The 20,016-nt window shown below is 71.4% G+C and carries 15 protein-coding genes and 2 pseudogenes; 11 read left to right on the top strand and 6 right to left on the bottom strand.

What is annotated here, in order from left to right; all coding sequences use genetic code 11:
* Positions 1-1,210 precede the first annotated feature (1,210 nt).
* From ACIBBH_RS34445 to ACIBBH_RS34435, 3 genes are all read right to left on the bottom strand, one after another.
* Positions 1,211-2,116: a hypothetical protein gene (locus tag ACIBBH_RS34445; RefSeq protein WP_399411518.1), complete on the bottom strand. Its 906-nt coding sequence runs from the start codon at positions 2,114-2,116 to the stop codon at positions 1,211-1,213.
* 474 nt (positions 2,117-2,590) lie between these two features.
* Positions 2,591-2,779, bottom strand: a complete 189-nt coding sequence (locus ACIBBH_RS34440) for a hypothetical protein (RefSeq protein ID WP_399411516.1) — start codon at positions 2,777-2,779, stop codon at positions 2,591-2,593.
* A gap of 213 nt (positions 2,780-2,992) precedes the next feature.
* On the bottom strand, positions 2,993-5,944 hold the full coding sequence (locus ACIBBH_RS34435; RefSeq protein WP_399411514.1) for a BTAD domain-containing putative transcriptional regulator: 2,952 nt from the start codon (positions 5,942-5,944) through the stop codon (positions 2,993-2,995).
* 211 nt (positions 5,945-6,155) lie between these two features.
* Here ACIBBH_RS34435 and ACIBBH_RS34430 point away from each other — a divergent pair, with 211 nt between their 5' ends.
* The 6 genes from ACIBBH_RS34430 to ACIBBH_RS34405 all read left to right on the top strand — a co-directional run bounded on the left by ACIBBH_RS34430 (position 6,156) and on the right by ACIBBH_RS34405 (position 13,686).
* The gene (locus ACIBBH_RS34430; protein WP_399411512.1) at positions 6,156-7,460 is read left to right on the top strand and encodes an amidohydrolase family protein; all 1,305 of its coding nucleotides are present in this window, start codon (positions 6,156-6,158) and stop codon (positions 7,458-7,460) included.
* Between the two features lie 72 nt (positions 7,461-7,532).
* Positions 7,533-8,498: an LLM class F420-dependent oxidoreductase gene (locus ACIBBH_RS34425; RefSeq protein WP_399411527.1), complete on the top strand. Its 966-nt coding sequence runs from the start codon at positions 7,533-7,535 to the stop codon at positions 8,496-8,498.
* 8 nt (positions 8,499-8,506) lie between these two features.
* Positions 8,507-9,277 carry an SDR family NAD(P)-dependent oxidoreductase gene (locus tag ACIBBH_RS34420; RefSeq protein WP_399411510.1) on the top strand — a complete coding sequence of 257 codons (771 nt, stop codon included), beginning with the start codon at positions 8,507-8,509 and terminating at the stop codon, positions 9,275-9,277.
* Between the two features lie 102 nt (positions 9,278-9,379).
* On the top strand, positions 9,380-10,498 hold the full coding sequence (locus ACIBBH_RS34415) for an LLM class flavin-dependent oxidoreductase (RefSeq protein ID WP_399411508.1): 1,119 nt from the start codon (positions 9,380-9,382) through the stop codon (positions 10,496-10,498).
* A 9-nt stretch (positions 10,499-10,507) separates the two neighbouring features.
* A complete protein-coding gene (locus ACIBBH_RS34410) occupies positions 10,508-12,238 on the top strand; it encodes an amidohydrolase family protein (protein ID WP_399411506.1) in 1,731 nt (576 codons plus the stop codon).
* Positions 12,235-13,686: an aldehyde dehydrogenase family protein gene (locus ACIBBH_RS34405; RefSeq protein WP_399411504.1), complete on the top strand. Its 1,452-nt coding sequence runs from the start codon at positions 12,235-12,237 to the stop codon at positions 13,684-13,686. The genes ACIBBH_RS34410 and ACIBBH_RS34405 overlap by 4 nt, the downstream gene beginning before the upstream one ends.
* A 25-nt stretch (positions 13,687-13,711) precedes the next feature.
* Here the strand turns inward: ACIBBH_RS34405 and ACIBBH_RS34400 are convergent, their stop codons facing one another.
* Positions 13,712-14,107 (bottom strand): nitroreductase family deazaflavin-dependent oxidoreductase, encoded by a 396-nt coding sequence (locus ACIBBH_RS34400; RefSeq protein WP_399411502.1) that lies wholly within the window; start codon positions 14,105-14,107, stop codon positions 13,712-13,714.
* A 52-nt stretch (positions 14,108-14,159) separates the two neighbouring features.
* Here ACIBBH_RS34400 and ACIBBH_RS34395 point away from each other — a divergent pair, with 52 nt between their 5' ends.
* From ACIBBH_RS34395 to ACIBBH_RS34380, 4 genes and pseudogenes are all read left to right on the top strand, one after another.
* On the top strand, positions 14,160-15,230 hold the full coding sequence (locus ACIBBH_RS34395) for a permease (protein WP_399411500.1): 1,071 nt from the start codon (positions 14,160-14,162) through the stop codon (positions 15,228-15,230).
* Complete coding sequence (locus ACIBBH_RS34390; protein WP_399411498.1) at positions 15,227-16,015, top strand: TIGR03943 family putative permease subunit; 789 nt, start codon at positions 15,227-15,229, stop codon at positions 16,013-16,015. Before ACIBBH_RS34395 ends, ACIBBH_RS34390 begins: the two co-directional genes overlap by 4 nt.
* 478 nt (positions 16,016-16,493) lie before the next feature.
* A pseudogene (locus ACIBBH_RS34385) lies at positions 16,494-16,714 on the top strand (IS982 family transposase); the annotation flags it as partial.
* A 111-nt stretch (positions 16,715-16,825) separates the two neighbouring features.
* On the top strand, positions 16,826-17,254 hold the full coding sequence (locus ACIBBH_RS34380; protein ID WP_399411525.1) for a VOC family protein: 429 nt from the start codon (positions 16,826-16,828) through the stop codon (positions 17,252-17,254).
* A 15-nt stretch (positions 17,255-17,269) separates the two neighbouring features.
* Here the strand turns inward: ACIBBH_RS34380 and ACIBBH_RS34375 are convergent.
* A pseudogene (locus ACIBBH_RS34375) lies at positions 17,270-17,410 on the bottom strand (IS5/IS1182 family transposase); the annotation flags it as partial.
* Positions 17,411-17,908: 498 nt separating this feature from the next.
* On the opposite strand from ACIBBH_RS34375, the gene ACIBBH_RS34370 reads away from it, so the two are divergent.
* Positions 17,909-18,400 carry a GNAT family N-acetyltransferase gene (locus ACIBBH_RS34370; protein ID WP_399411523.1) on the top strand — a complete coding sequence of 164 codons (492 nt, stop codon included), beginning with the start codon at positions 17,909-17,911 and terminating at the stop codon, positions 18,398-18,400.
* Here the strand turns inward: ACIBBH_RS34370 and ACIBBH_RS34365 are convergent.
* Positions 18,372-19,901, bottom strand: a complete 1,530-nt coding sequence (locus tag ACIBBH_RS34365; RefSeq protein ID WP_399411496.1) for a CehA/McbA family metallohydrolase — start codon at positions 19,899-19,901, stop codon at positions 18,372-18,374. The two genes, ACIBBH_RS34370 and ACIBBH_RS34365, sit on opposite strands and share 29 nt — an antisense overlap.
* Between the last annotated feature and the right edge of the window lie 115 nt (positions 19,902-20,016).

Genomic DNA, 20,016 nt, shown 5'->3' with positions numbered 1-20,016 from the left:
GGGCGGCCCGGGGAGAGCGGGGGGCCGAGGTGGGTCTTCCCTTGGGTGGGCTGCGTGGCGGGCCGGGGTGTGGGGGCGCGGTCGCGTCTCGCCTGCACGCCGGGTGGGTTTGGCGGCTTGGGGGTGAGTGGGGGTGGGGGTTGGGGGTGGGGGTTGGGTGCGCGCTGGGTGGGTTGGGGTATGCCGGGCGGGTTTGGCGGCTTGCGGCCGGTGGGTGGGGTGCGGTCGCGTCTCGCTGTATGCCGGGTGGGTTTGGCGGCATGGGGGTGAGTGGGGGTGGGGGTGGGGTGCGCGCTGGGTGGGTGGGGGCACGCCGGTTCGGTTTAGCGTCGATCGGTAAGTGGGTGGGGCGCCAGGCGGGCGTGGGTAGGGCGCCAGGCGGGCGTGGGTGCGGCTCCAGGCGGGTGGCGGCGCGCTTGGCGCCTTACGGCGGACGGCGGACGGTGGACGGTGGACGGCGGGCGATGGGCGATGGGCGGTGCATAGGGCGACGGGAGGGCTCAGCGGTCTACCCTCCCGTCACACCAGTCCCACGAGCCACGCACGATGAGCAATTGGAAGATGTGAGCAGCGATTGGGAGACAAAACCGCAGGTGGGAGAGGTTGGGCGTGGCCCATGTCTTGCAATTGCGTCCCAGAGCCGCTCCGCGCGCTCCGCATGGGTCCCCACCCCGATCGCACCGGCCTTGCCGGGATTGGGATCCGACATCCCTCCGGCCGCAAGCCGCTCAGTCGTCCCGGCATGCCCCCGCCCACCCCCCCACTGGCTGTCAGCCCCTGAGCCTGCCCGGCGTGCCCTCGCCCACCCAGCGCGCACCCCCCACCCACCGCAAGTCGCTGAGCCGGCCCGGCGTGCCCCCGTCCACCCAGCGCGCACCCCCCACCCACCCCCCACCCCCCACCCCCACCCACCGCGCACCGCACCACCCACCCACCGCTCGCCGCCAAGCCGACCCGGCGTGCTGGCGAGGCGCGACCGCGCCCCCGCACCCTGGCCGGGGACGCAGCCCACGCAAGGGAAGGCCTGCCTCGGCCCCTGCTTTTCCTGGGCCGCTCGCTCGCTTCTTCCCCGTGCTGGAGCGGCCCGGGTCAAGGGTCGGCCGTAGGCCGATCGCCGAAGGCGACGCGGAGTGGAGCGAAGCGGAACGCAGCGCCCTTGAGGCGGGCCGCGGAAGCACGACACTGGCAAAGAAGCGGGCGGCCCCCACGGTCACCGGACGACGCGGGCCAGGGAAGCCAGGACGGCCCGGATCTCCTCGACCATGTAGGCAGGCCGGTGGAAAACGTCCTCGGCGCTGAAACGGAGGAGCCTGCGCACCTCCGGGCACTGGAGGAGCTGGTTGTAGCGGGTGATGTCCCGGCGGTGGGCGTCACGGGTGCCGTGGTAGGCGTAGCCCTCGATCTCCACGCCGAGCCCCTCCGCCCGGAACAGGAAGTCGAGGTACCGGCTACGACCGTCAGGGGTACGCACCTCGGCCTGGCTCTCGGGGTGGAGCCCGGCGTCGTACATGCGCAGTCGGGCGACGGTCTCGGCGGGTGACCCGGCGAGCGGATCGGCCAGGCGCAGCCAGCCCCGGGCCCTGGCCGACCCCCGGGAGGGGACCTCAAGGGCGGCGGCGATCGAATCCAGCCCGGCGAGCGGGGCGCGGCGGACGCCTGCGACCCTGCGGTAGGAGAGAGCCGAGTCCACGGCGACGACCGCCTCGTCCCTGGGGCCGCATCGCAGCAGGTCGGTGAGTGTGCGGGCCAGGGTCGTGATCCGCAGGCCCTGTCGTTCGCCCATTTCCGTCCCAGTGAGCGGCAGGCGGTGCACGCGGACGCCGCTGCCCACACGGCGGACGGCGAGCTGCGGGTCGATGAACTCCAGGGGCGCATCGGAGCCACCGTTGAGAGTCTCGATCCGCCAGAGAGCAGCCGCCGAACGGTGGCTCACGACGAGCCGGGGGTCGAGCAACTGCACCGCGCGGAGTTGAGTGAGCAGGCCCAGCTCCCGCCCCGGCTCGGCCCAGGCGCCACGGCGGAGCTGGGTCCAGCCCTCGGCCCGCAGCGCACGCGTGAGGCTCCGCCGGGGCCAGCCGGCTTCGACGGCCCGTGAGGTGAGGAGGATGCCCCTCACCGACAGCGCCTTTAAGTCCTTCCGTTCCACTCGGTCAAGATCGCAGAATTCCCCGTCTGCCGCTTGGCCTGTGGATAACTCGGGTGAGGGCACAACTCATCATCACTGATCGCCAGTTGGGCTTGCGCAGCCGAAGCGTCTTCAAGGCCCTGCGCCGCACCGTACGCCGGTATCTGGAAGCCGCTTGTGCCGATGTGCAGCTCTGCGTCACCGAGTTCGTCACCAATCTCATCCGGCACGTAGGGCAGGGAAGCCCGGTTGGACGGGACGGACGTGGTGGCCGACGGCTTCGAGGGGGGAGGTGGGGCGGATTCCAAGGGCGTAGGTGACGCCAGCTTCCAAGGAACGAGCGTTCGAGTAGATCGAATACTTCCTGTCAAAGAACGGTCCGGGTCTTCCTCCGGCTCCGGACACACCTCGGCCGCGGCAGCTCCCCTCCGCGCTGCCGCGGCCGATCCCCGTCGGGATGGAGGTCTACTTGCCGTTCAGGTCCAAGGCGGGCGGGGCCGGCATGTTGTTGTCCATCGTCTTGATGGTGTCCTTGGCGGGCTCACTCGGCATGTTGTTGTCGAGCGTGATGATGGTCTCGTCGGTCGCCGCCGGCTCGCTCGGCATGTTGTTGTCCAGCGGAGTCGCGTCCGCGGCCTTCTTCGAGTCGCTCATGGGCTTGCTTCCCTCTGCTGTGGTGACGAGTGAGGAACGCCCGCCCGGAAGCTCCCCCGAGGGCTGCCGGACGGGCGTTCGGAGCCGCAGATTAGCCGGTTGGGCTCCTGGTCAGACCGTCTGCCCCCCGACGCGACGGTGTGACACGTACGAGAGTGCCGGGTTCGGATAAACGAATGCTGAACGTCGGCAGTGCGCGTTCGTGCGCGCTGACTATGCCGCTGCGGTCGGTGAGAGCAATGCGCGCACCTCTTGGGCCTCCTCAGCGCCATTCTGTTCGTAGAGGTTGAGTGCATCCCGCCAGCAGGCCTTTGCGCGGTCCGCCTGTCCCAAGGAAGCAAGGGCGCGACCCAAGAGTGTCAGGACGCTGCCCCGCGTCCGGTCGCCGCCGATGCATCCGAGTGCCAGGGCCTGTTCGGCGTGCTGAGCCGCTTGGGCGGGACGACGGGCAGCCATGTGCGCCTCGGAGATCCTGAAGTGGGTGGTCCCTTCCCAGAGCCGCTGTCGGTGGTCTGTGAAGATGGTCAGGGCCTCGGAGAACTGACTGAGGGCTTCAGCGTGCCGGTCGGCCTTGGTCAGCGCCACTCCCAAGGCGTAGTGCCCGTTCGCCAGCCGCATCGTGCTGCCCACTTTGATGTGGACGGCGAGGCCGTGCTGCGCGAACTCGATCGCCTTCGTGATGTTGCCCATCCCCATGTGGGCACGCGAGAGATTGCACAACGCCGTTGCCTCACAAAGGCCGTTGCCGGCTGCTCGGAACCCCTCTATCGCCTGATCGAAGAAGACCTTGCCAGCCGAGTACTGGTGCTGGTGAAGGGCGATGAGCCCCCGGTCATTGGCCGCCCAGCTGGCGGCAGTTGAGTCGTCGGCGGATGCCGCGCACTCCATGGCGAGCCGTGCCTCCTCAGCAGCCTGTTGGATGCGGCCTGAGACCAGCAGCACAGCCGTGAGCGTCGTGCGGGCTCTGCCTTCGGCGTGTACATCCCTCGCTGCCTGTGTTGCTTCGCACATGGCCACAGCCGTCGCCTCGTACTGATGGGAGTTGGCGCCCGACTCGGCCAGGTCCCTGGCCGCCCACAGCAGATCCACCCCCCGCCTGAGCCGCCCCGTCCCCGCCGACTGCCGCACGCAAGCCAGCAGCGGCGCTGCCTCCGTGTACAGCCAGTCCAGAGCCGCAGTTCCCTCACTGAACCACAGCCCCGGGAACTCCGTCGGCTCCAGGTCGTCCACCAGCCGGTCCCCCGGCCGCTCGATGGCGTACACCCCGGCCGTCGTGGCCAGGTAGAAGTCCAGCAACCGCGACATCGCCGCATCCCGCATGTCGGCCGACAGCTCATCCCTCTCCGCACAAGCACGCGCGTAGAGCCGGACCAGGTCATGGAACCGGTACCGCCCAGGCGCCGCCGATTCCAGCAAGGAGGTGTCGACCAACGCCTCCAGCAAGTCCTCGGTCTCCTCCGCAGGCAGGTCCAGCACAGCCGCAGCCGCCGCCAGGGAGATGTCCGGCCCGTCGGCCAGCCCCAGCAAGCGGAACGCCCGTGCCTGCGCGGGCTCCAGTTGTCCGTAGCCCAGCTCGAAGGTCGCCTTGACCGCCAGGTCGCCGGCCTGGAGTTCGTCCAGTCGCCGCCGCTCGTCCGCCAGCTTCGCCGCGAGTACGGACACCGTCCATGTCCGCCTGGCAGCGAGACGGGACGCCGCGATCCGGATCGCCAACGGCAGGAAACCGCACGCCGCGACCACGTCCAGCGCCGCTTCCCGCTCCGACGCCACCCGCTCCTCGCCCACGATCTTCGTGAACAGGGAAAGGGCCTCCTCGGGGGACATCACATCCAGGTCGACCAGGTGCGCCCCCGCCAGATCCACCATCCGCACCCGCGAGGTCACGAGTGCCGCGCACCCCTCGGTCCCGGGCAGGAGTGGCCGTACCTGCGCCGCGTCCCGCGCGTTGTCCAGCAGTACCAGCACCCGCCGCCCGTCCAGGACCGACCGGTACAGCGCCGCCCGCTCCTCCAGTGAGTCCGGGATCGCCGAGTCCGCCGTGCCCAGTGCCCGCAGGAAGGAGCCCAGTACCGTCTCCGGCTCCGCCGCCCTCGGGCCGGCGCCCTGCAGGTCCACGTACAACTGGCCGTCGGGGAAGGTGGAGCGCGCCTGGTGGGCCACGTGCACGGCCAGCGTCGTCTTGCCCACGCCCCCGATCCCGGCCAGTGCGGAGACGGCCATCACTCGGCCCTCGGCCGACGCCAGCACCTCGCTCAGCTCGTCCACAAAGCCGGCACGCCCCGTGAAGTCCGGCACCGTCGCCGGAAGCTGCGCCGGGCGCACCGGCACCACCGCCGGTTCCGCCACCGGCGCGGAGGGCTCCGCGAGTGCCGGGTCCGCCTGGAGGATCCTCTGCTGGAGTTCCTTCAGTTCCGGCCGCGGGTCCACCCCCAGCTCCTCGTCCAGCAGGCGCCGCGTGTCCGCGTACACCGCGAGCGCCTCCGCCTGGCGGCCGCTGCGGTACAGCGCCAGCATCAGCAGCTCGCGCAGCCGCTCCCGGAGCGGGTGGGCAGCGGTCAGCGCCGTCAGCTCCGAGACCGCCTCCGCGTGGCAGCCCTGCTCCAGGTCCATGTCCAGGCGGGTCTCCAACAGCTGGAGCCGCCACTCCTCCAGACGCACTCGTTGCGCGTCCGCGTACGGGCCCGGCACCCCCGCCAGGGGTTCGCCGTCCCACAGCCCCAGCACCCGGTTCAGCACATCGCGCGCATGGCACAGATCCCCGGCGTTCCGCGCCTTCTCCGCCTGTGCCGCCCACTCCTGCGCGACCGCCAGGTCCAGGGCCCCGTCGCCCAGCGCTCGCACCGCGTAGCCGCCCGACTCGCTCACCAGGACCCCGGGGTCCAGCACCTTCCGCAGCCTCGACGCGTACGTCCGTACCGCCGCCAGGGCTTGGGAGGGCGGCTCGGGGCCCCACAGGGCGTCGATCAGTTCCGCGGCGGTCGCCGTCCTGCCCTCGCGCAGCAGGAGGGCGGCGAGCAGGGCGCGCTGCTGGGGTGAGCCGGTGTTGAGCGGCTCCTCGCCTCGCCAGGCGCGCACCGGACCGAGCACGCTGAAGCGCAGCGCCGCCGGCTCCCCGGCGGAGGAGGCGGGGCGCCGCTGCTCCGGTACTCGCGGTCCACCGTCCATGCGTTCGTCCCCCTAGGCATCCCGAACAACTACGTCAGTTTGCCTTGTTCAGGGCGGATGCGTCAGCCGTCGGAGGCGCCGATCACAGGCCGACTCACGGGAGTCCACAACCCCCTCACATGCTCTGTGCACAGTTCCGCACAGACCCCACCATCACACACCATCACCCCAGCAGCTGACGGTCCGTCAGTTCGGCGCTACGGTGGGCGCCATGGACACTCACGACAGCCGGAGCGGCACCCTCGGCAGCATCCCGCTCGGCGCCCCCGGCGACTTTCCGCGGATCATCTCCGTCGACGACCACACCGTCGAACCCGCGCACGTCTGGCAGGATCGACTTCCCGGCAAATACAAGGACATCGGGCCACGTATCGTCCGCGCCCCCCTGAAGGAAATGACCTTCCTCGGTGGCCGGTTCAAGCCCGTCATGGGCGAACAGGGCGACGAGGGCCCGGTCGGCGACTGGTGGGTGTACGAGGACCTGCATCGGCCCCTCACCCGTCTCGACACCGCCGTCGGCTACGGCAGGGACGAGATCAGGCTCGAGGTGATCACGTACGAGCAGATGCGGCCGGGGTCGTACGACGTCCCGCAGCGCCTCGCCGACATGGACGTCAACCACGTGCAGTCGGCGCTCTGCTTCCCCACCTTCCCCCGCTTCTGCGGGCAGACCTTCACCGAGGCCGAGGACCGCGACCTCGGCCTGCTGTGCGTGCGGGCCTACAACGACTGGATGGTGGAGGAGTGGTGCGGGCCCGAGGCACACGGCCGGCTCATACCGCTCACCCTCATTCCCCTCTGGGACGCCGAGCTGGCGGCCCGGGAGGTCCGGCGGAACGCCGCCCGCGGGGTCCGTGCCGTCGCCTTCTCCGAGATACCCCCGCACCTCGGCCTGCCCTCCGTCCACACCGACGACTGGGACCCCTTCCTCGCCGCCTGCGACGAGACCGGCACGGTCGTCGCCATGCACATCGGCTCCAGCAGCCGCATGCCCTCCACCTCCGCCGACGCCCCGCCCGCCGTCGGCTCCACCATCACCTTCGCCAACTGCTGCTTCTCGATGGTGGACTGGCTGATGAGCGGCAAGTTCGAGCGGTTCCCGAACCTGAAGGTGATGTACGCGGAAGGGCAGATCGGCTGGATCCCGTACATCCTGGAGCGTGCCGATGTGGTGTGGGAGGAGAACCGGGGGTGGGGAGGCGTCGCCGACAAGGTCCACCGGCCGCCCTCCGAGCTGTTCGCCGAGCACGTCTACGGCTGCTTCTTCGACGACGCCTTCGGGCTGCGCAACCTCGACTCGATCGGCGTCGGCAATGTGCTGTACGAGACCGACTATCCCCACTCCGACTCCACCTGGCCGAAGTCCCGCGAGGTCGGCGAGGCCCAGATGGGGCACCTGGCGGCCGACGTGGTCGAGCGGATCGTACGGCGCAACGCGATCGAGCTGCTCGGGCTGACGGAGGACGGGCTGTGGCCCGGGAGCGGTGCGGGCGGGGCCGGCCGGGCCCGTGTCTGACGGAGCGTCAGTTACGACGATGTGCCCAGCCGTTGATCTGACGGAGCGTCAATGATCCTCAGGGGGTTCGTCATGTCCGTCCTGCGCCGGGGACTGCCCGAGGGGCTGCCCGAGGGGCGCCTCGCCTACGGCATCCAGCTCCCCGTCCAGTCGCAGAGCACCCTCTACGCGGAAGCCTGGGAAGCCTCCGCCGGCCCCGCCGACCTCGTCGGGATCGCCCGCGCCGCCGACCGCGCCGGCTTCGCCTACCTCGCCTGCTGCGACCACGTCGCCATCCCGCGCCGCCTCGCGCCCGCGATGAGCACGGTCTGGTACGACCCCGTCGCCACCCTCTCCCACCTCGCCGCCGTCACCGAACGCGTCCGGCTGCTCAGTCACGTCGCGATCGTCGGGCTCCGGCACCCGCTGGTGACCGCCAAGCAGTACGCCACCCTCGACCAGCTGAGCGGCGGGCGGCTGGTCCTCGGGGTCGGCGCCGGGCACGTGCGGGAGGAGTTCGAGGCGCTGGGGGTGGACTTCGAGCGGCGCGGCCCGCTGCTCGACGAGTCGATCGACGCCCTCCGGGCTGCCCTGGGCCCGGACGAATACCCCGAACACCACGGGAAGACGTACGACTTCGAGGGGCTCGGCCAGCGTCCCCGGCCCGCCCAGCCCCGTATCCCCCTCTGGGTCGGCGGCTCCTCGCCCGCCGCCGTGCGCCGGGCCGCCCTCAAGGGCGACGGGTGGCTGCCGCAGGGGGACCCGCGGGACCGGCTGCCCGCGCAGATCGCCCGGATCCGGCGGGTCCGGGAGGAGGCGGGCGTCGAGGCGCCCCTCACCATCGGCGCGATCACCGAACCCCTGTACGTCGGCCGGCCCGCCTGGGACACCGGCCGCCGCACCCTCACCGGCAGCCCGGACGCCCTCGCCGAGTCGCTCCGGGCGTACCGCGCGATGGGCGTGCACCAGATCCAGGTGCGGTTCCGCTGCCGGAGCCGTGCCGAGCTCACCGATCAGATAGCCGCCTTCGGGGCGGAGGTCGCCCCCGGACTCGACTGAGGAGAGACATGGCCAAGCTGGACGGACGCGTCGTCATCATCACCGGCGCGGCGCGCGGACAGGGCGAGCAGGAGGCGCGGCTCTTCGCGGCGGAGGGCGCCCGGGTGGTCGTATCGGATGTGCTCGACGACCAAGGGGAGGCGCTGGCGAAGGAGCTGGGGGCGCCGTACGTCCACCTGGACGTGAGCCGGGAGGACGACTGGCAGGCCGCGCTCGCCGCCGCGCGGAAGGCCTACGGCCGGGTCGACGGGCTGGTCAACAACGCCGGAATCCTGCGCTTCAACTCCCTGGTGGACACGCCGCTGGCGGAGTTCATGCAGGTCGTGCAGGTCAACCAGGTCGGCTGTTTCCTCGGCGTGAAGACGGTCGCGCCCGCGATGACCGAGGGCGGGGCGATCGTCAACACCGCCTCGTACACCGCGCTGACCGGCATGGCGGCGGTGGGCGCCTACGCCGCCACCAAGCACGCCGTCCTCGGGCTCACCCGGGTCGCCGCCCTGGAGCTGGCGCACCGGAGGATCCGCGTCAACGCCATCTGCCCGGGCGCCATCGACACCCCGATGTCCAACCCGGCCGGGCTGGACCCGGACGCGGACCCCGAGGAGACCACGAAGGCCCTCGACGAGCTGTACCGCAGGCTCGTACCGCTGGGGCGGATCGGCAGGCCGGAGGAGGTGGCGCGCCTCGCGCTCTTCCTCACGTCCGACGACTCCTCGTACATCACCGGGCAGCCGTTCGTGATCGACGGGGGATGGCTCGCCGGGGTCTCCGTTATCTGACTCTCCGTCAGCTATTGACCCTCCACGCGCCCGGTGCCAGAGTCGGCGGACAGCTGAATCTGACGATGTGTCAGAACGACTATCTGGGGACGGTGGTCCGCCTTGGAATTCGGGCTCTTTGTACAGGGATACGTGGGCAAGCGCGCCGAGACCGACCCGCTGGCCGAGCACAAGGCGCTGATGGAGGAGACCGAGTACGTCATCCAGGCGGACAGGTCCGGCTTCAAGTACGCCTGGGCGTCCGAGCACCACTTCCTGGAGGAGTACTCGCACCTCTCCGCCAACGACGTCTTCCTCGGCTACCTCGCCCACGCCACCGAGCGCATCCACCTCGGCTCCGGCATCTTCAACCCCCTCGCGCAGGTCAACCACCCGGTGAAGGTGGCCGAGAAGGTCGCCATGCTCGACCACCTCACCGGCAGGCGCTTCGAGTTCGGCAGCGGCCGGGGCGCCGGATCCCACGAGATCCTCGGCTTCCTGCCCGGCATCACCGACATGAACCACACCAAGGAAATCTGGGAAGAGACCATCGCCGAGTTCCCGAAGATGTGGCTCCAGGACGAGTACGCCGGCTTCCAGGGCATGCACTGGTCGCTGCCCCCGAGGAAGGTGCTCCCCAAGCCGTACGGCAAGTCGCACCCGGCGATGTGGTACGCGGCCGGGTCGCCGCCGTCGTACGCCATGGCCGCGCGGAAGGGCCTCGGAGTGCTCGGCTTCAGCATCCAGAAGGTCTCCGACATGGAATGGGTGCTGGAGCAGTACAAGACGGCGATCGTGAACGCCGAACCGGTCGGGGACTTCGTCAACGACAACGTGATGGTGACGACCACCGCCATCTGCGCGCCCACGCACGACGAGGCGATCCGGATCGCGGCGGGCGGCGGCCTGCACTACCTCCCCTCCCTCGTCTTCCGCTACCACGACACCTTCCCGCGCCCCGAGGGCTTCCCGGAGTGGCCGGAGACGCTCCCCGAGTACACCCCCGAGTTCGTCGAACTCCTCGTCGAGGAGGAGCTGCTGATCTGCGGCGACCCCGACGAGGTGCTGCGGCAGTGCAAACGCTGGGAGCAGGCCGGCGCCGACCAGCTCAGCTTCGGACTGCCGGTCGGGGTTCCCAAGGAGGAGACGCTGCAGACCATCCGGCTGATCGGTGAGCACGTCATCCCGAAGATCGACACGGATCCGGTCCACCGGACCACCCGGTTCCGGGAAGCGGCGTAAGGGGGGACCGTGCTGGATCACGTCATTCGGGGCGCCACCGTCGTCGACGGCTCGGGAACGCCCGCGTACACCGCCGACGTGGGGATCCGGGACGGCCGGATCGCCGTGATCGGCCAGGTCACCGAGGACGCCGGGACCACCGAGGACGCCACCGGCCTCGTCCTCACCCCCGGTTTCGTCGACCCCCACACCCACTACGACGCCCAGCTCTTCTGGGACCCGTACGCGACGCCGTCGTTGAATCACGGCGTGACGACGGTCGCCGCCGGCAACTGCGGCTTCACCCTCGCCCCCCTGAACCCGGACAGGCCCGAGGACGCCGACTACACCCGGCGGATGATGTCCAAGGTGGAGGGCATGTCCCTGGTCGCGCTGGAGGAGGGAGCGCCCTGGACCTGGCACGCCTTCGGGGAGTACCTGGACGCCCTGGAGGGCCGGATCGCCGTCAACGCGGGCTTCATGGTGGGGCACTGCGCGCTGCGCCGGTACGTGATGGGCCCGGAGGCGACCGGCGGGCAGCCCGCGCCGGAGCAGCTGCAGCAGATGCTGCGCCTCCTCCACGAGGCGATGGACGCGGGTGCCTTGGGCTTCTCCACCACCCAGTCGTCCACCCACTCCGACGGTGACGGCAGACCGGTCGCCTCCAGGCACGCGCGGCCCGAGGAGCTGCTGGCCCTGTCCCGGGCCGTCGGCGAGCACGAGGGCACGCAGATCGAGGCGATCGTCGCGGGCTGCCTCGACCAGTTCAGCGACGCCGAGATCGACCTGTTCGTGGAGATGAGCGCGGCGGCCGGACGGCCCCTGAACTGGAACGTCCTCACGGTCGACGCGGCCGTTCCCGAGCGGGTGCCGAGGCAGCTGTCGGCGAGCGAACGGGCCCGCAAGGCCGGCGGCCGGGTGGTGGCGCTCACCATGCCGATCCTCACGCCGATGAACATGTCCCTCGGCACCTTCTGCGCGCTGAACCTGATCCCCGGCTGGGGCGAGATCCTCGGCCTGCCCGTGCCCGAACGGATCGCGCGCCTCAGCGACCCGGAGGTCCGGGCGGAGATGCTGCGCCGCGCCGAGTCCAAGGAGGCGGGCGTCTTCCGGCGGCTGGCGGACTTCGGGCGGTACGTCATCGGCGACACCTACAGCGCGGCGAACCGCGGGCTGACCGGCCGCGTGGTCCGGGACATCGCCGAGGAGCGCGACCAGGACCCCTTCGCCTGCCTGGTGGACATCTGCGCGGCCGACGACCTGCGTACGGTCCTGTGGCCCATGCCCACCGACAACGACCCCGCGTCCTGGGCTCTGCGCGCCGAGACCTGGCAGCACGAGGACGTCCTGCTCGGCGGCTCCGACGCGGGCGCGCACCTGGACCGCATGTGCGGGGCGCCGTACACCACCCGGTTCCTCGGGGACTGTCTGCGCGGCCGGAAACTGGTCGGCCTCGAGCAGGCGGTGCGGATGCTGACGGACGACCCGGCACGCCTCTTCGGCCTGCGCGAGCGGGGCCGGGTCCGGGAGGGCTGGCATGCCGACCTCGTCCTGTTCGACCCGGAGCGGATCTCCGCGGGCCAGGCCACCCTGGTGCACGACCTGCCGGGTGACAGCCCGCGGCTGGACTCCAAGGCGATCGGCGTACGGGCCGTCTGGGTCAATGGGGTCGAGGCGATCCGGGACGACGTGGTGACCGGGGCGGTCCCCGGCCGGGTGCTGCGCTCGGGGCGGGACACCCGGACGGTGAGCACGAAGTGAGCGGTGGACAGCGGCTGTTCATCGGCGGCGCATGGGTCGACCCCGACGGCGGCCACTACCCGGTGACCGACCCGGCGACCGAGGAGACCGTCGGCTGGGCACCGGAGGCCTCGCGGGATCAGGCGCACGCGGCCTGTACCGCGGCCCGCGAGGCCTCCGGCCCGTGGTCCCGCACCCCGCCGGAGGAACGGGCGGCGGTCCTGGCCCGGGCCGCCGACCACATCCGCGCCCACCTGGTCCCGTACGCCGACCTCGCCCGCGCCGAGACCGGGGCCACGACCGGCACGGCCCGGGCGATGCAGGTCGGGGTGGCCGCGGCCCGCTTCCGCCGGTACGCGCGTGTGGAACCGGCCGAATGGGCGATCCCGCCGCAGATCAACGAGGCGGGACCGATGGGGAAGGCGGGGGTGATGGGCGCGCTGGCCGTACGCCAGCCGGTCGGCGTCGTCACGTGCGTCACCTCGTACAACAACCCCTGGGCGAACCCGGCCGGAAAGGTCGCCCCGGCGCTGGCCATGGGCAACACGGTCGTGGTGAAGCCCGCCCCGCAGGACCCGCTGTCCGTCTACCGCATGGCCGAGGCCCTGGAGGCGGCCGGGGCACCGCCCGGTGTCGTGAACGTCGTCTCCGGCCGCGAGACGGCAGTCGGCCAGGCCACCGTGGCCTCCCCCGACGTCGACATGGTGAGCTTCACCGGCTCCACGGCGGTCGGACAGCGCATCGCCGAGGTGTGCGGGCGGGGGATGAAACGGCAGCTGATGGAGCTGGGCGGGAAGGGCGCGGCGGTCGTCTTCGAGGACGCGGACATCGGGTCGGCGGTGGCGGGGATCGGCACGACCTTCTCCTTCTACAGCGGGCAGATCTGCACGGCGCCGACGCGAGTGCTGGTGCAGCGGGGCGTGTACGACCGTCTCGTCTCGGGACTGGCCGCGTACGCGGGGAAGCTGAAGGTGGGGGACCCGGCCGAGGCGGACACGGTGGTGGGCCCGGTCATCTCGGCGGAACACCGCGACCGGGTGGAGTCGTACGTCGAACTGGGCCGCAAGGAGGGGGCGACGGTGGTGGCGGGCGGCGAACGCCCGCCGCTCGACCGGGGCTTCTACGTCTCCCCGACCCTCCTCGCCGACTGCACCAACGACATGCGGGCGGCCCGCGAGGAGATATTCGGCCCTGTCGTCTCGGTGATCCCCTTCGACGACGAGGAGGAGGCCGTGACCCTCGCCAACGACTCCGACTACGGCCTGATCGACTACGTCTGGTCCGGCGATGTGGCCCGCGCCTTCCGGGTGGCGCGGCGGCTGCGGTCCGGCGGCGTCGGGATCAACACCGTCGGCCGCAACATGGAGGCGCCGTTCGGGGGGTTCAAGAGGAGCGGGGTCGGCCGGGACGTGGGGGTCTACGCGCTGCACGCGTACAGCGAGGTGCAGGCGATCGTCTGGCCGGGGTGAGGGACGGGGCGGGGGGCGGTGGGGGTCAGCTCTCCAAATCCACCCGCACCGTCAGCAGACCGGTCCCCAGCGCCCGTACCGCCGTGCTGTTCATCCGGGGCAGGTGGCGCAGGCGGGCGACCGGGTCGTCGTCGGGGAGCAGGTGGGCGGTGCCGGTGTGCCAGCGGCCCCGGATGCGGACCCGGACGGCCGGGTTCGCCTGGATGTTCCGTACGTACTGGGACCTCTCCCCGAACTCCGACACCAGCCAGAAGGAGTCCCCGATCCGCCGGCCGCCCACCGGGGTCTGCCGGGGCAGGCCGGAGACCCGGCCCGTGGTCTCCAGGACCGTCTGCGGGGGCAGACGGCGCAGTACCGGGTTGGCCACATGGCGCTGGAATGCGGTGGTGGCGCGGAATCTGAGGTCGGAGAGACGGGACATCGGTGGCGGGCTCCCTTGGGTGGGCGTGACCGGGAAGTGCTGCGTCCACGCTATGTTCGACCCCGGCAACAGGCGTTCGGGAGTCGGCGTGCGGAAGACAGAGCAACCTGTGGAGGCGGCCGGGACGGCGGAGCCGGCCCTCGCGTACACCGACGACGGCAGAACCCCTCCACCCCGGTTCTGGCCGCTCCTGCTGCTCGCGGCGGCCGTCCTGCCCGGTACGGCGATCGTCCTCGTCGGCCGCTGGTCGGAAGGCCCGGCCCTGCAGGCCTGGCGGACCGTCTGCCTGGCCGTCACCGTACAGGCGATGCCCTTCCTGCTCCTGGGCACGGCACTGTCCGGCGCGATCAACGCGTTCGTGCCGGCGCGGGTCTTCACCCGGCTGCTGCCCGGCCGGCCCGCGCTCGCCGTCCCGGTCGCCTCGGTCGCCGGGGCCGTGCTGCCCGGCTGCGAGTGCGCCTCCGTGCCGGTGGCGAACAGCCTGATCGGCCGCGGGGTCACACCCGCCGCGGCCTTCGCCTTCCTCCTCTCCGCCCCCGCGATCAACCCGGTCGTCCTGACCGCCACGGCCATCGCCTTCCCCGGCAACCCGGCCATGGTCCTGGCCCGGCTGCTCGCCTCGCTCGCCACAGCCGCCGTCATGGGCTGGCTCTGGCTGTGGCGGGGCCGCGAGGAGTGGCTGCGGCCGGCCGCCCGCCACACCGGCCACCACCCCGGCCGCAGCCGCTGGACGGAGTTCCGGCGCGGCTTCCAGCACGACTTCCTGCACGCGGGCGGCTTCCTGGTCGTCGGCGCGATGGCGGCGGCCACCTTCAACGTCACGGTCCCGCGTTCCGTACTCGACACCTTCACCGGCTCGCCCTGGCTGTCGGTACTGTTTCTGGCCGGGCTGGCCGTGCTCCTCGCGGTCTGCTCGGAGGCCGACGCCTTCGTGGCCGCCTCAATCACCGGCTTCTCGCCCGTCGCACGGCTCGCGTTCATGGTCGTCGGCCCCATGGTCGACCTGAAGCTGATCGCCCTCCAGACGGGCACCTTCGGCCGGGCCTTCGCGCTCCGCTTCTCCGCCGCCACGACGGTGGTCGCCGTTCTCTGCACCGCCCTGATCGGGGGAGTCCTGCTGTGAAGCGCTTCATACCCGCGGGCCTCCTCACCCTCACCGGCGCAGGCCTGCTGTACGCCTCGCTGTTCACCGAGCTGTACCTGAGATACGTCAGGGCGGGGATGCGGCCGTTGCTGGTCGCGTCGGGGGTGGTACTGGTGGTCTTGGCGGTGGGGGAGGCGTGGTCCTGGCGGAGGCGGGAGGGGGGAGAGGAGGATCGCGAGGGCGAGGGCGCCGGTCACGGGCACGACCACTCCACCGTGCCCCGCGCCGCATGGCTGCTGCTCCTCCCCGCCCTGAGCCTGCTCTTCTACGCCCCGCCGGCCCTCGGCGCCTACACCGCCTCCCATGCGGCCCCCAAGGCGGTGACGCAGCAAGGTCACTTCGACCCCCTGCCCGCGACCTCACCGCTCCCCATCACGCTCACCGACTTCACCCGCCGCGTGCAGCAGGACCGGGGCCAGGCCATCAAGGGCCGCAGCGTCCGAATGACGGGCCTCGTCACGCCCGGCAGGAGCGGCGAGGACGGCTGGTACCTGACCAGGATCGTCATCTCCTGCTGCGCGGCGGACGCCCAGACCGTGAAGGTACGGATCCACGGGGTCACCGCCCCCTCCGTCAACACCTGGGTCACCGTCACGGGAACCTGGCACCCCGGCGGCACGCTGGGTACGAGCAGTGCTGCGGTGGCCCTGGACGCCGGCAGCCTCAAGAAGGTCCGCCGTCCGGCGAACGGTTACGCGGACGCGCTGCCGCTGCCGGGGTTGGGCCTGGGGGAGTCCAGGAGGGTGGCGAAGGCGGTGGGGTGAGTGGTGAGGGCGGTTGCGGTGGGGTCTGCGAATTCTGTCAGGTGGATGGTGGTGGGGTGCTGGATATGTGGACGCAGGCCTCGCCTTCTTGGCAAGAGGACGACTTCTGCCAGACACGCGGATGGCGCGGCGGCGGGGGTGGGCGGCGTTCGGCCGGCTTGGCGGCCTCCGGGGGATAAGCCTCCGCCATATGTGGGCAAATCAGGCGGCGAGGTGGGGTGGTAGGCGCGATTGGCAGAGATGGGCCACCCCCAAGCTCAGCGGCCTGCGGTTTTGTCGTCCGCCTCTGGCGCATATCTGCCAACCGTGGTCGTGTGCGGCGGAGAGGGTCATGTGACGCACGACGGGCGCCGGCGGGGGCACAAGCCCCGGGCTCGTGGCCCCGGGCTCGTGGCTCCTGGCTCCTGGCCGCCATGCGCTCTGACTTCGGCTTGCCGCGGCTCGCTTGGTGCGCGCCCCACCCCCGGGGCGCAAGTCCTCCACACCCGTCGAGCGCGCCCGCTCAAGGCCCACCGTCAAGCGCTCCGACCTGGCCGGCTGGGCCGTATACGGCTACTGCCCCTCCCACTTCCGGTTCTTCTGGGGTCTGCGTCTGCACCTCATGTGCACGCCCGGCGGACTACCGATCGCCTGGGCGACCAGGACCTGCTGTCCACACACCCCGGAAAGACGATCGTCGGCGACAAGGGCTACGGAGGCGGAGGCCGAGCGGCTGCGCACCGAGGCCGCCGCCGACGCGTCCGCGTCCCGGGCGGAGGCCCCTGGGGAAATGAGCGGCAGAGTCCCAAGTCCCCTTGGTACGGTGCACCGATGTCAGCGATCAAGCAGTTCCAAGTCACCTTTGACTGCGCAGAACCTGAGCGTCTCGCTCGTTTCTGGTGCGAGGTGTTGGGGTACGTCGTACCGCCGCCACCGGAGGGGTTTGCCACTTGGGATGATTTCAAGCGTTCGCTGCCACCTGAGCAGCGGGATTCATGGTTCGCCTGCATAGATCCCTCAGGGGTGGGCCCGCGGCTGTACTTCCAGCGCGTCCCCGAGGGGAAGGCCGCCAAGAACCGGGTGCATCTTGATGTGCGGGTCGGCACCGGACTCGTGGGTGAAGAGCGCCTCGCCGCGCTTGAGGCGGAATGCGCACGACTGGTCCCGCTCGGCGCGGTACACGTGCGAACGCTGTATGACGGCAATGATTCGTGCATCCCGATGCTGGACATCGAGGGCAACGAGTTCTGTATCGACTGAGCTATGGGGCGGGAGTCATCCCGTGAGGGCGAGGTTGTGCAGCCGGGCGATGCCAAGCATGGCGGTGTGAACGCCGTCGCCTTTCAGGCGGCAGCCTCGAAGGATCTTCCAGGACTTCATCCGCGCGAAGACGTGCTCGACGGAGCTGCTGACCCGGATGCCGGAACCAGCCCGGCGTGCCGCCACTCGCCCAGCGCTCCCCAGCCCCTCACTCACCGATCGTCGCCAGCCTCACCCGGCATGCAGGCAAGGCGCGACCGTGCCCCCACACCCCGGCCCGCGCCGCGGCCCACGCAAGGGCCTTCGCTCCCAAACTCCGCCCCACAGCCCGGCCGACCGCAGGGCCCCACCCACCCAGGCCCCGTTTTTCCGGGCTGCCCGCTCGCTTCTCCCCCGTGCTGGAGCGAGCCGAGTCAAGGGTGGCCCGCAGGGCCATCGGCGAAGCCGACGCGGGAGCGCAGCGCAGCGGAGCGGGAGCGCCCTTTACTCGGCTCGCGGAAGCACGACAATCGACGAGAAGCGGGCGGCCCCCACGGCAACCCACAAAGCGGCGGCTACCTGACCCCCCCGCATCCCACCGTCACGCCCTCGCCTCCCCGAAAGGCATTACGTGTCCAACCCTCTTCTCACCGCCGACCCCATCCGCACCCGCGTCTGGACCTGGCCCTCCTCCTTCTCGAGCACGCCGAGGAGATGGCCGGGGTGTTGGACGACCCCGCTCCGCACCCCTTCACCGGGGGTGCCCCGGACACGCCGCAGGCTCTGCGCTCGCGCTACCTGCGGATGACCGCGGGCTCTCCCGATCCGGATGTCGTCTGGTTGAACTGGGTGATCAGGCTCAGGGACGAGGACCGCCTCACCGGTACCGTCCAGGCGACGGCCGGCCCCTCCGCCGACGGCCCCGTCGCCGAGATCGCCTGGGTGGTGGGGACCTCGTGGCAGGGGCGGGGCATCGCCTCCGAGGCGGCCCGGGGGCTCGTGGGCCGGCTCGGTCGGCAGGGCGTGCACGCGGTCGTCGCCCACATCCACCCGGAACATGCGGCGTCCGCCGCCGTCGCCGCCGGGCTCGCGCCCACCAGCGAGTGGCAGGACGGTGAAATCCGCTGGCGCCGCGTCCTCAACGCCCCAGGAAGATCGGGTTCGTGAGCGCCGCCAGCGCCCCCGGTACCGTGCCCGCCGCCGTCTCGTGTCGCAACTCGGCCCGCACGTAGGCCGCGTAGGCCGGAGTCGTGTGCCACTCGACGACTCCCGAGCCCGATACGGGGAGCGGGTCGCTCGTCAGCAGTACGCCCTGGTCGGTGACGAGGCGGGCCGTGCAGCGCGGTGCGCCCGACACCTCCAGGCGGACGGTCACCGGTGTGTCGCCGTCCACTTCCAGCCGCTCCCCGATGCCCGCGTGCCGTCCCCGGCCGCCCGTCGCCGTGAACGCCAGCGTCACGTTCTTCGACTCGGCGACGTACGACCGCCCCGCGCGGATGCCCTCCTGGATGGCCTCCCGGGTCAGGTCGTCGGCCAGGACGACGGTCTGGGGGCTGCCGACCACGTCCGGGTCGCGGTGGGCGTCGCTGTTGCCCATCGCCGGGAGCCACCCCCGACCGTCCCGTCCGTCTCGCCCGTCCCGGCCCTCCCGTACCGAGGCGACCAGCAGGTTGTCCCATTCGGCCAGTGTCACCTCGTCGTCCGGTGTGTACGGGCCGTTCCACACCTCCACCGCGTCCGCCTCGCCGAAGCCGAACTTCCAGCCGCAGCCGACGCAGGTGGCGTGCGGGTGGGCGGGGACCACGAGGCCGCCGGCGCGGCGGATACGGCCGGCGAAACGGGAGAAGCGGTTGTCCCGCGCCCGGTAGCGCCAGTCGATGAAGGTGCCGGGGTCGGTGCCGAGGGCGACGACGTGGCCGTTTCTTGTCGTGATCTCCTCGCCCAGCATGATCAGCAGGTCGTCCCCGGCCACGTCCGCCCAGTGGGGGTGGGAGGCGTGCGTGTTGTGTTCCGAGGTGTTGATGAAGTCCAGGCCCGCCGCCCGGGCGAGGGCCGCGATCTCCGCCGGGGTGCGGCGGCCGTCGGAGTACCAGGAGTGCAGGTGGCAGTCGCCCCGGTACCAGGCCCGGCCCCGCCCCGTGGCCCGCGAGGGCGGATACAGCGGCGGCACCGCGGCGCCCGGCTCGCCATAGGTCAGCGTGATCGTCAGCTCGTACGTCAGGCCCTGCGGGGCCACGGTGTAGGGGCCGAGGGCGACGTGCCAGGTGCCCTCCCCGACCGGTCCGGGGATGTAGCCCGGCGTCGCGTCGTCCGCGCGGACGAAGAACTCCGTGCGCGCCCCGCCCGACCAGCCTCGGAAGCCCCGGCCGCCGAGTTCGGTGCCGTGCTGGTCGAAGATGCCGATGTCGAGCGCGTTGCCGGGGGTGCCGGCCGGGACGGGCGGTTTGTCGTAGGTGTAGGCGACCTTGATCTCCCGTACGCCCGGGGGGACTTCGACGGGTACGTACACGAAGTCCGGGGAGCCGGGCGGCAGCGTGCCGCGTACCGTCCGGTTCTCCTGTCCCTGCTCGTCCGCCGCTGCGAAGCTCACGCTTCCCAACGTAAGCGCGGCTGCCGTTCCCGTCACGAACAGGGCGCGTCTTCCGATGCCGTGCGCGTCATCACACATGGGGTCACCGTCCAGTACGGGCGTGAACTCACCTCGTACACAGGGGAATCGCGAGTTGCCAGATTGTCATGGACGCGCACACCGGCGGATATGCCGACCAGTCGGTATGGACAGT

The sequence above is a fragment of the Streptomyces sp. NPDC051636 genome (assembly GCF_044453765.1).
GTDB lineage: Bacteria > Actinomycetota > Actinomycetes > Streptomycetales > Streptomycetaceae > Streptomyces.
Note: the sequence above shows the minus strand (reverse complement) of the source record. Positions and strands in the feature narration are given on the sequence as shown.

Coding starts and splice junctions, on each gene's coding strand:
- ACIBBH_RS34440 (WP_399411516.1), bottom strand. CDS start 2,779: ATGAGCGACTCGAAGAAGGCCGCGGACGCGACTCCGCTGGACAACAAC.
- ACIBBH_RS34425 (WP_399411527.1), top strand. CDS start 7,533: ATGTCCGTCCTGCGCCGGGGACTGCCCGAGGGGCTGCCCGAGGGGCGC.
- ACIBBH_RS34365 (WP_399411496.1), bottom strand. CDS start 19,901: ATGTGTGATGACGCGCACGGCATCGGAAGACGCGCCCTGTTCGTGACG.
- ACIBBH_RS34435 (WP_399411514.1), bottom strand. CDS start 5,944: ATGGACGGTGGACCGCGAGTACCGGAGCAGCGGCGCCCCGCCTCCTCC.
- ACIBBH_RS34380 (WP_399411525.1), top strand. CDS start 16,826: ATGTCAGCGATCAAGCAGTTCCAAGTCACCTTTGACTGCGCAGAACCT.
- ACIBBH_RS34430 (WP_399411512.1), top strand. CDS start 6,156: ATGGACACTCACGACAGCCGGAGCGGCACCCTCGGCAGCATCCCGCTC.
- ACIBBH_RS34420 (WP_399411510.1), top strand. CDS start 8,507: ATGGCCAAGCTGGACGGACGCGTCGTCATCATCACCGGCGCGGCGCGC.
- ACIBBH_RS34395 (WP_399411500.1), top strand. CDS start 14,160: ATGTTCGACCCCGGCAACAGGCGTTCGGGAGTCGGCGTGCGGAAGACA.
- ACIBBH_RS34400 (WP_399411502.1), bottom strand. CDS start 14,107: ATGTCCCGTCTCTCCGACCTCAGATTCCGCGCCACCACCGCATTCCAG.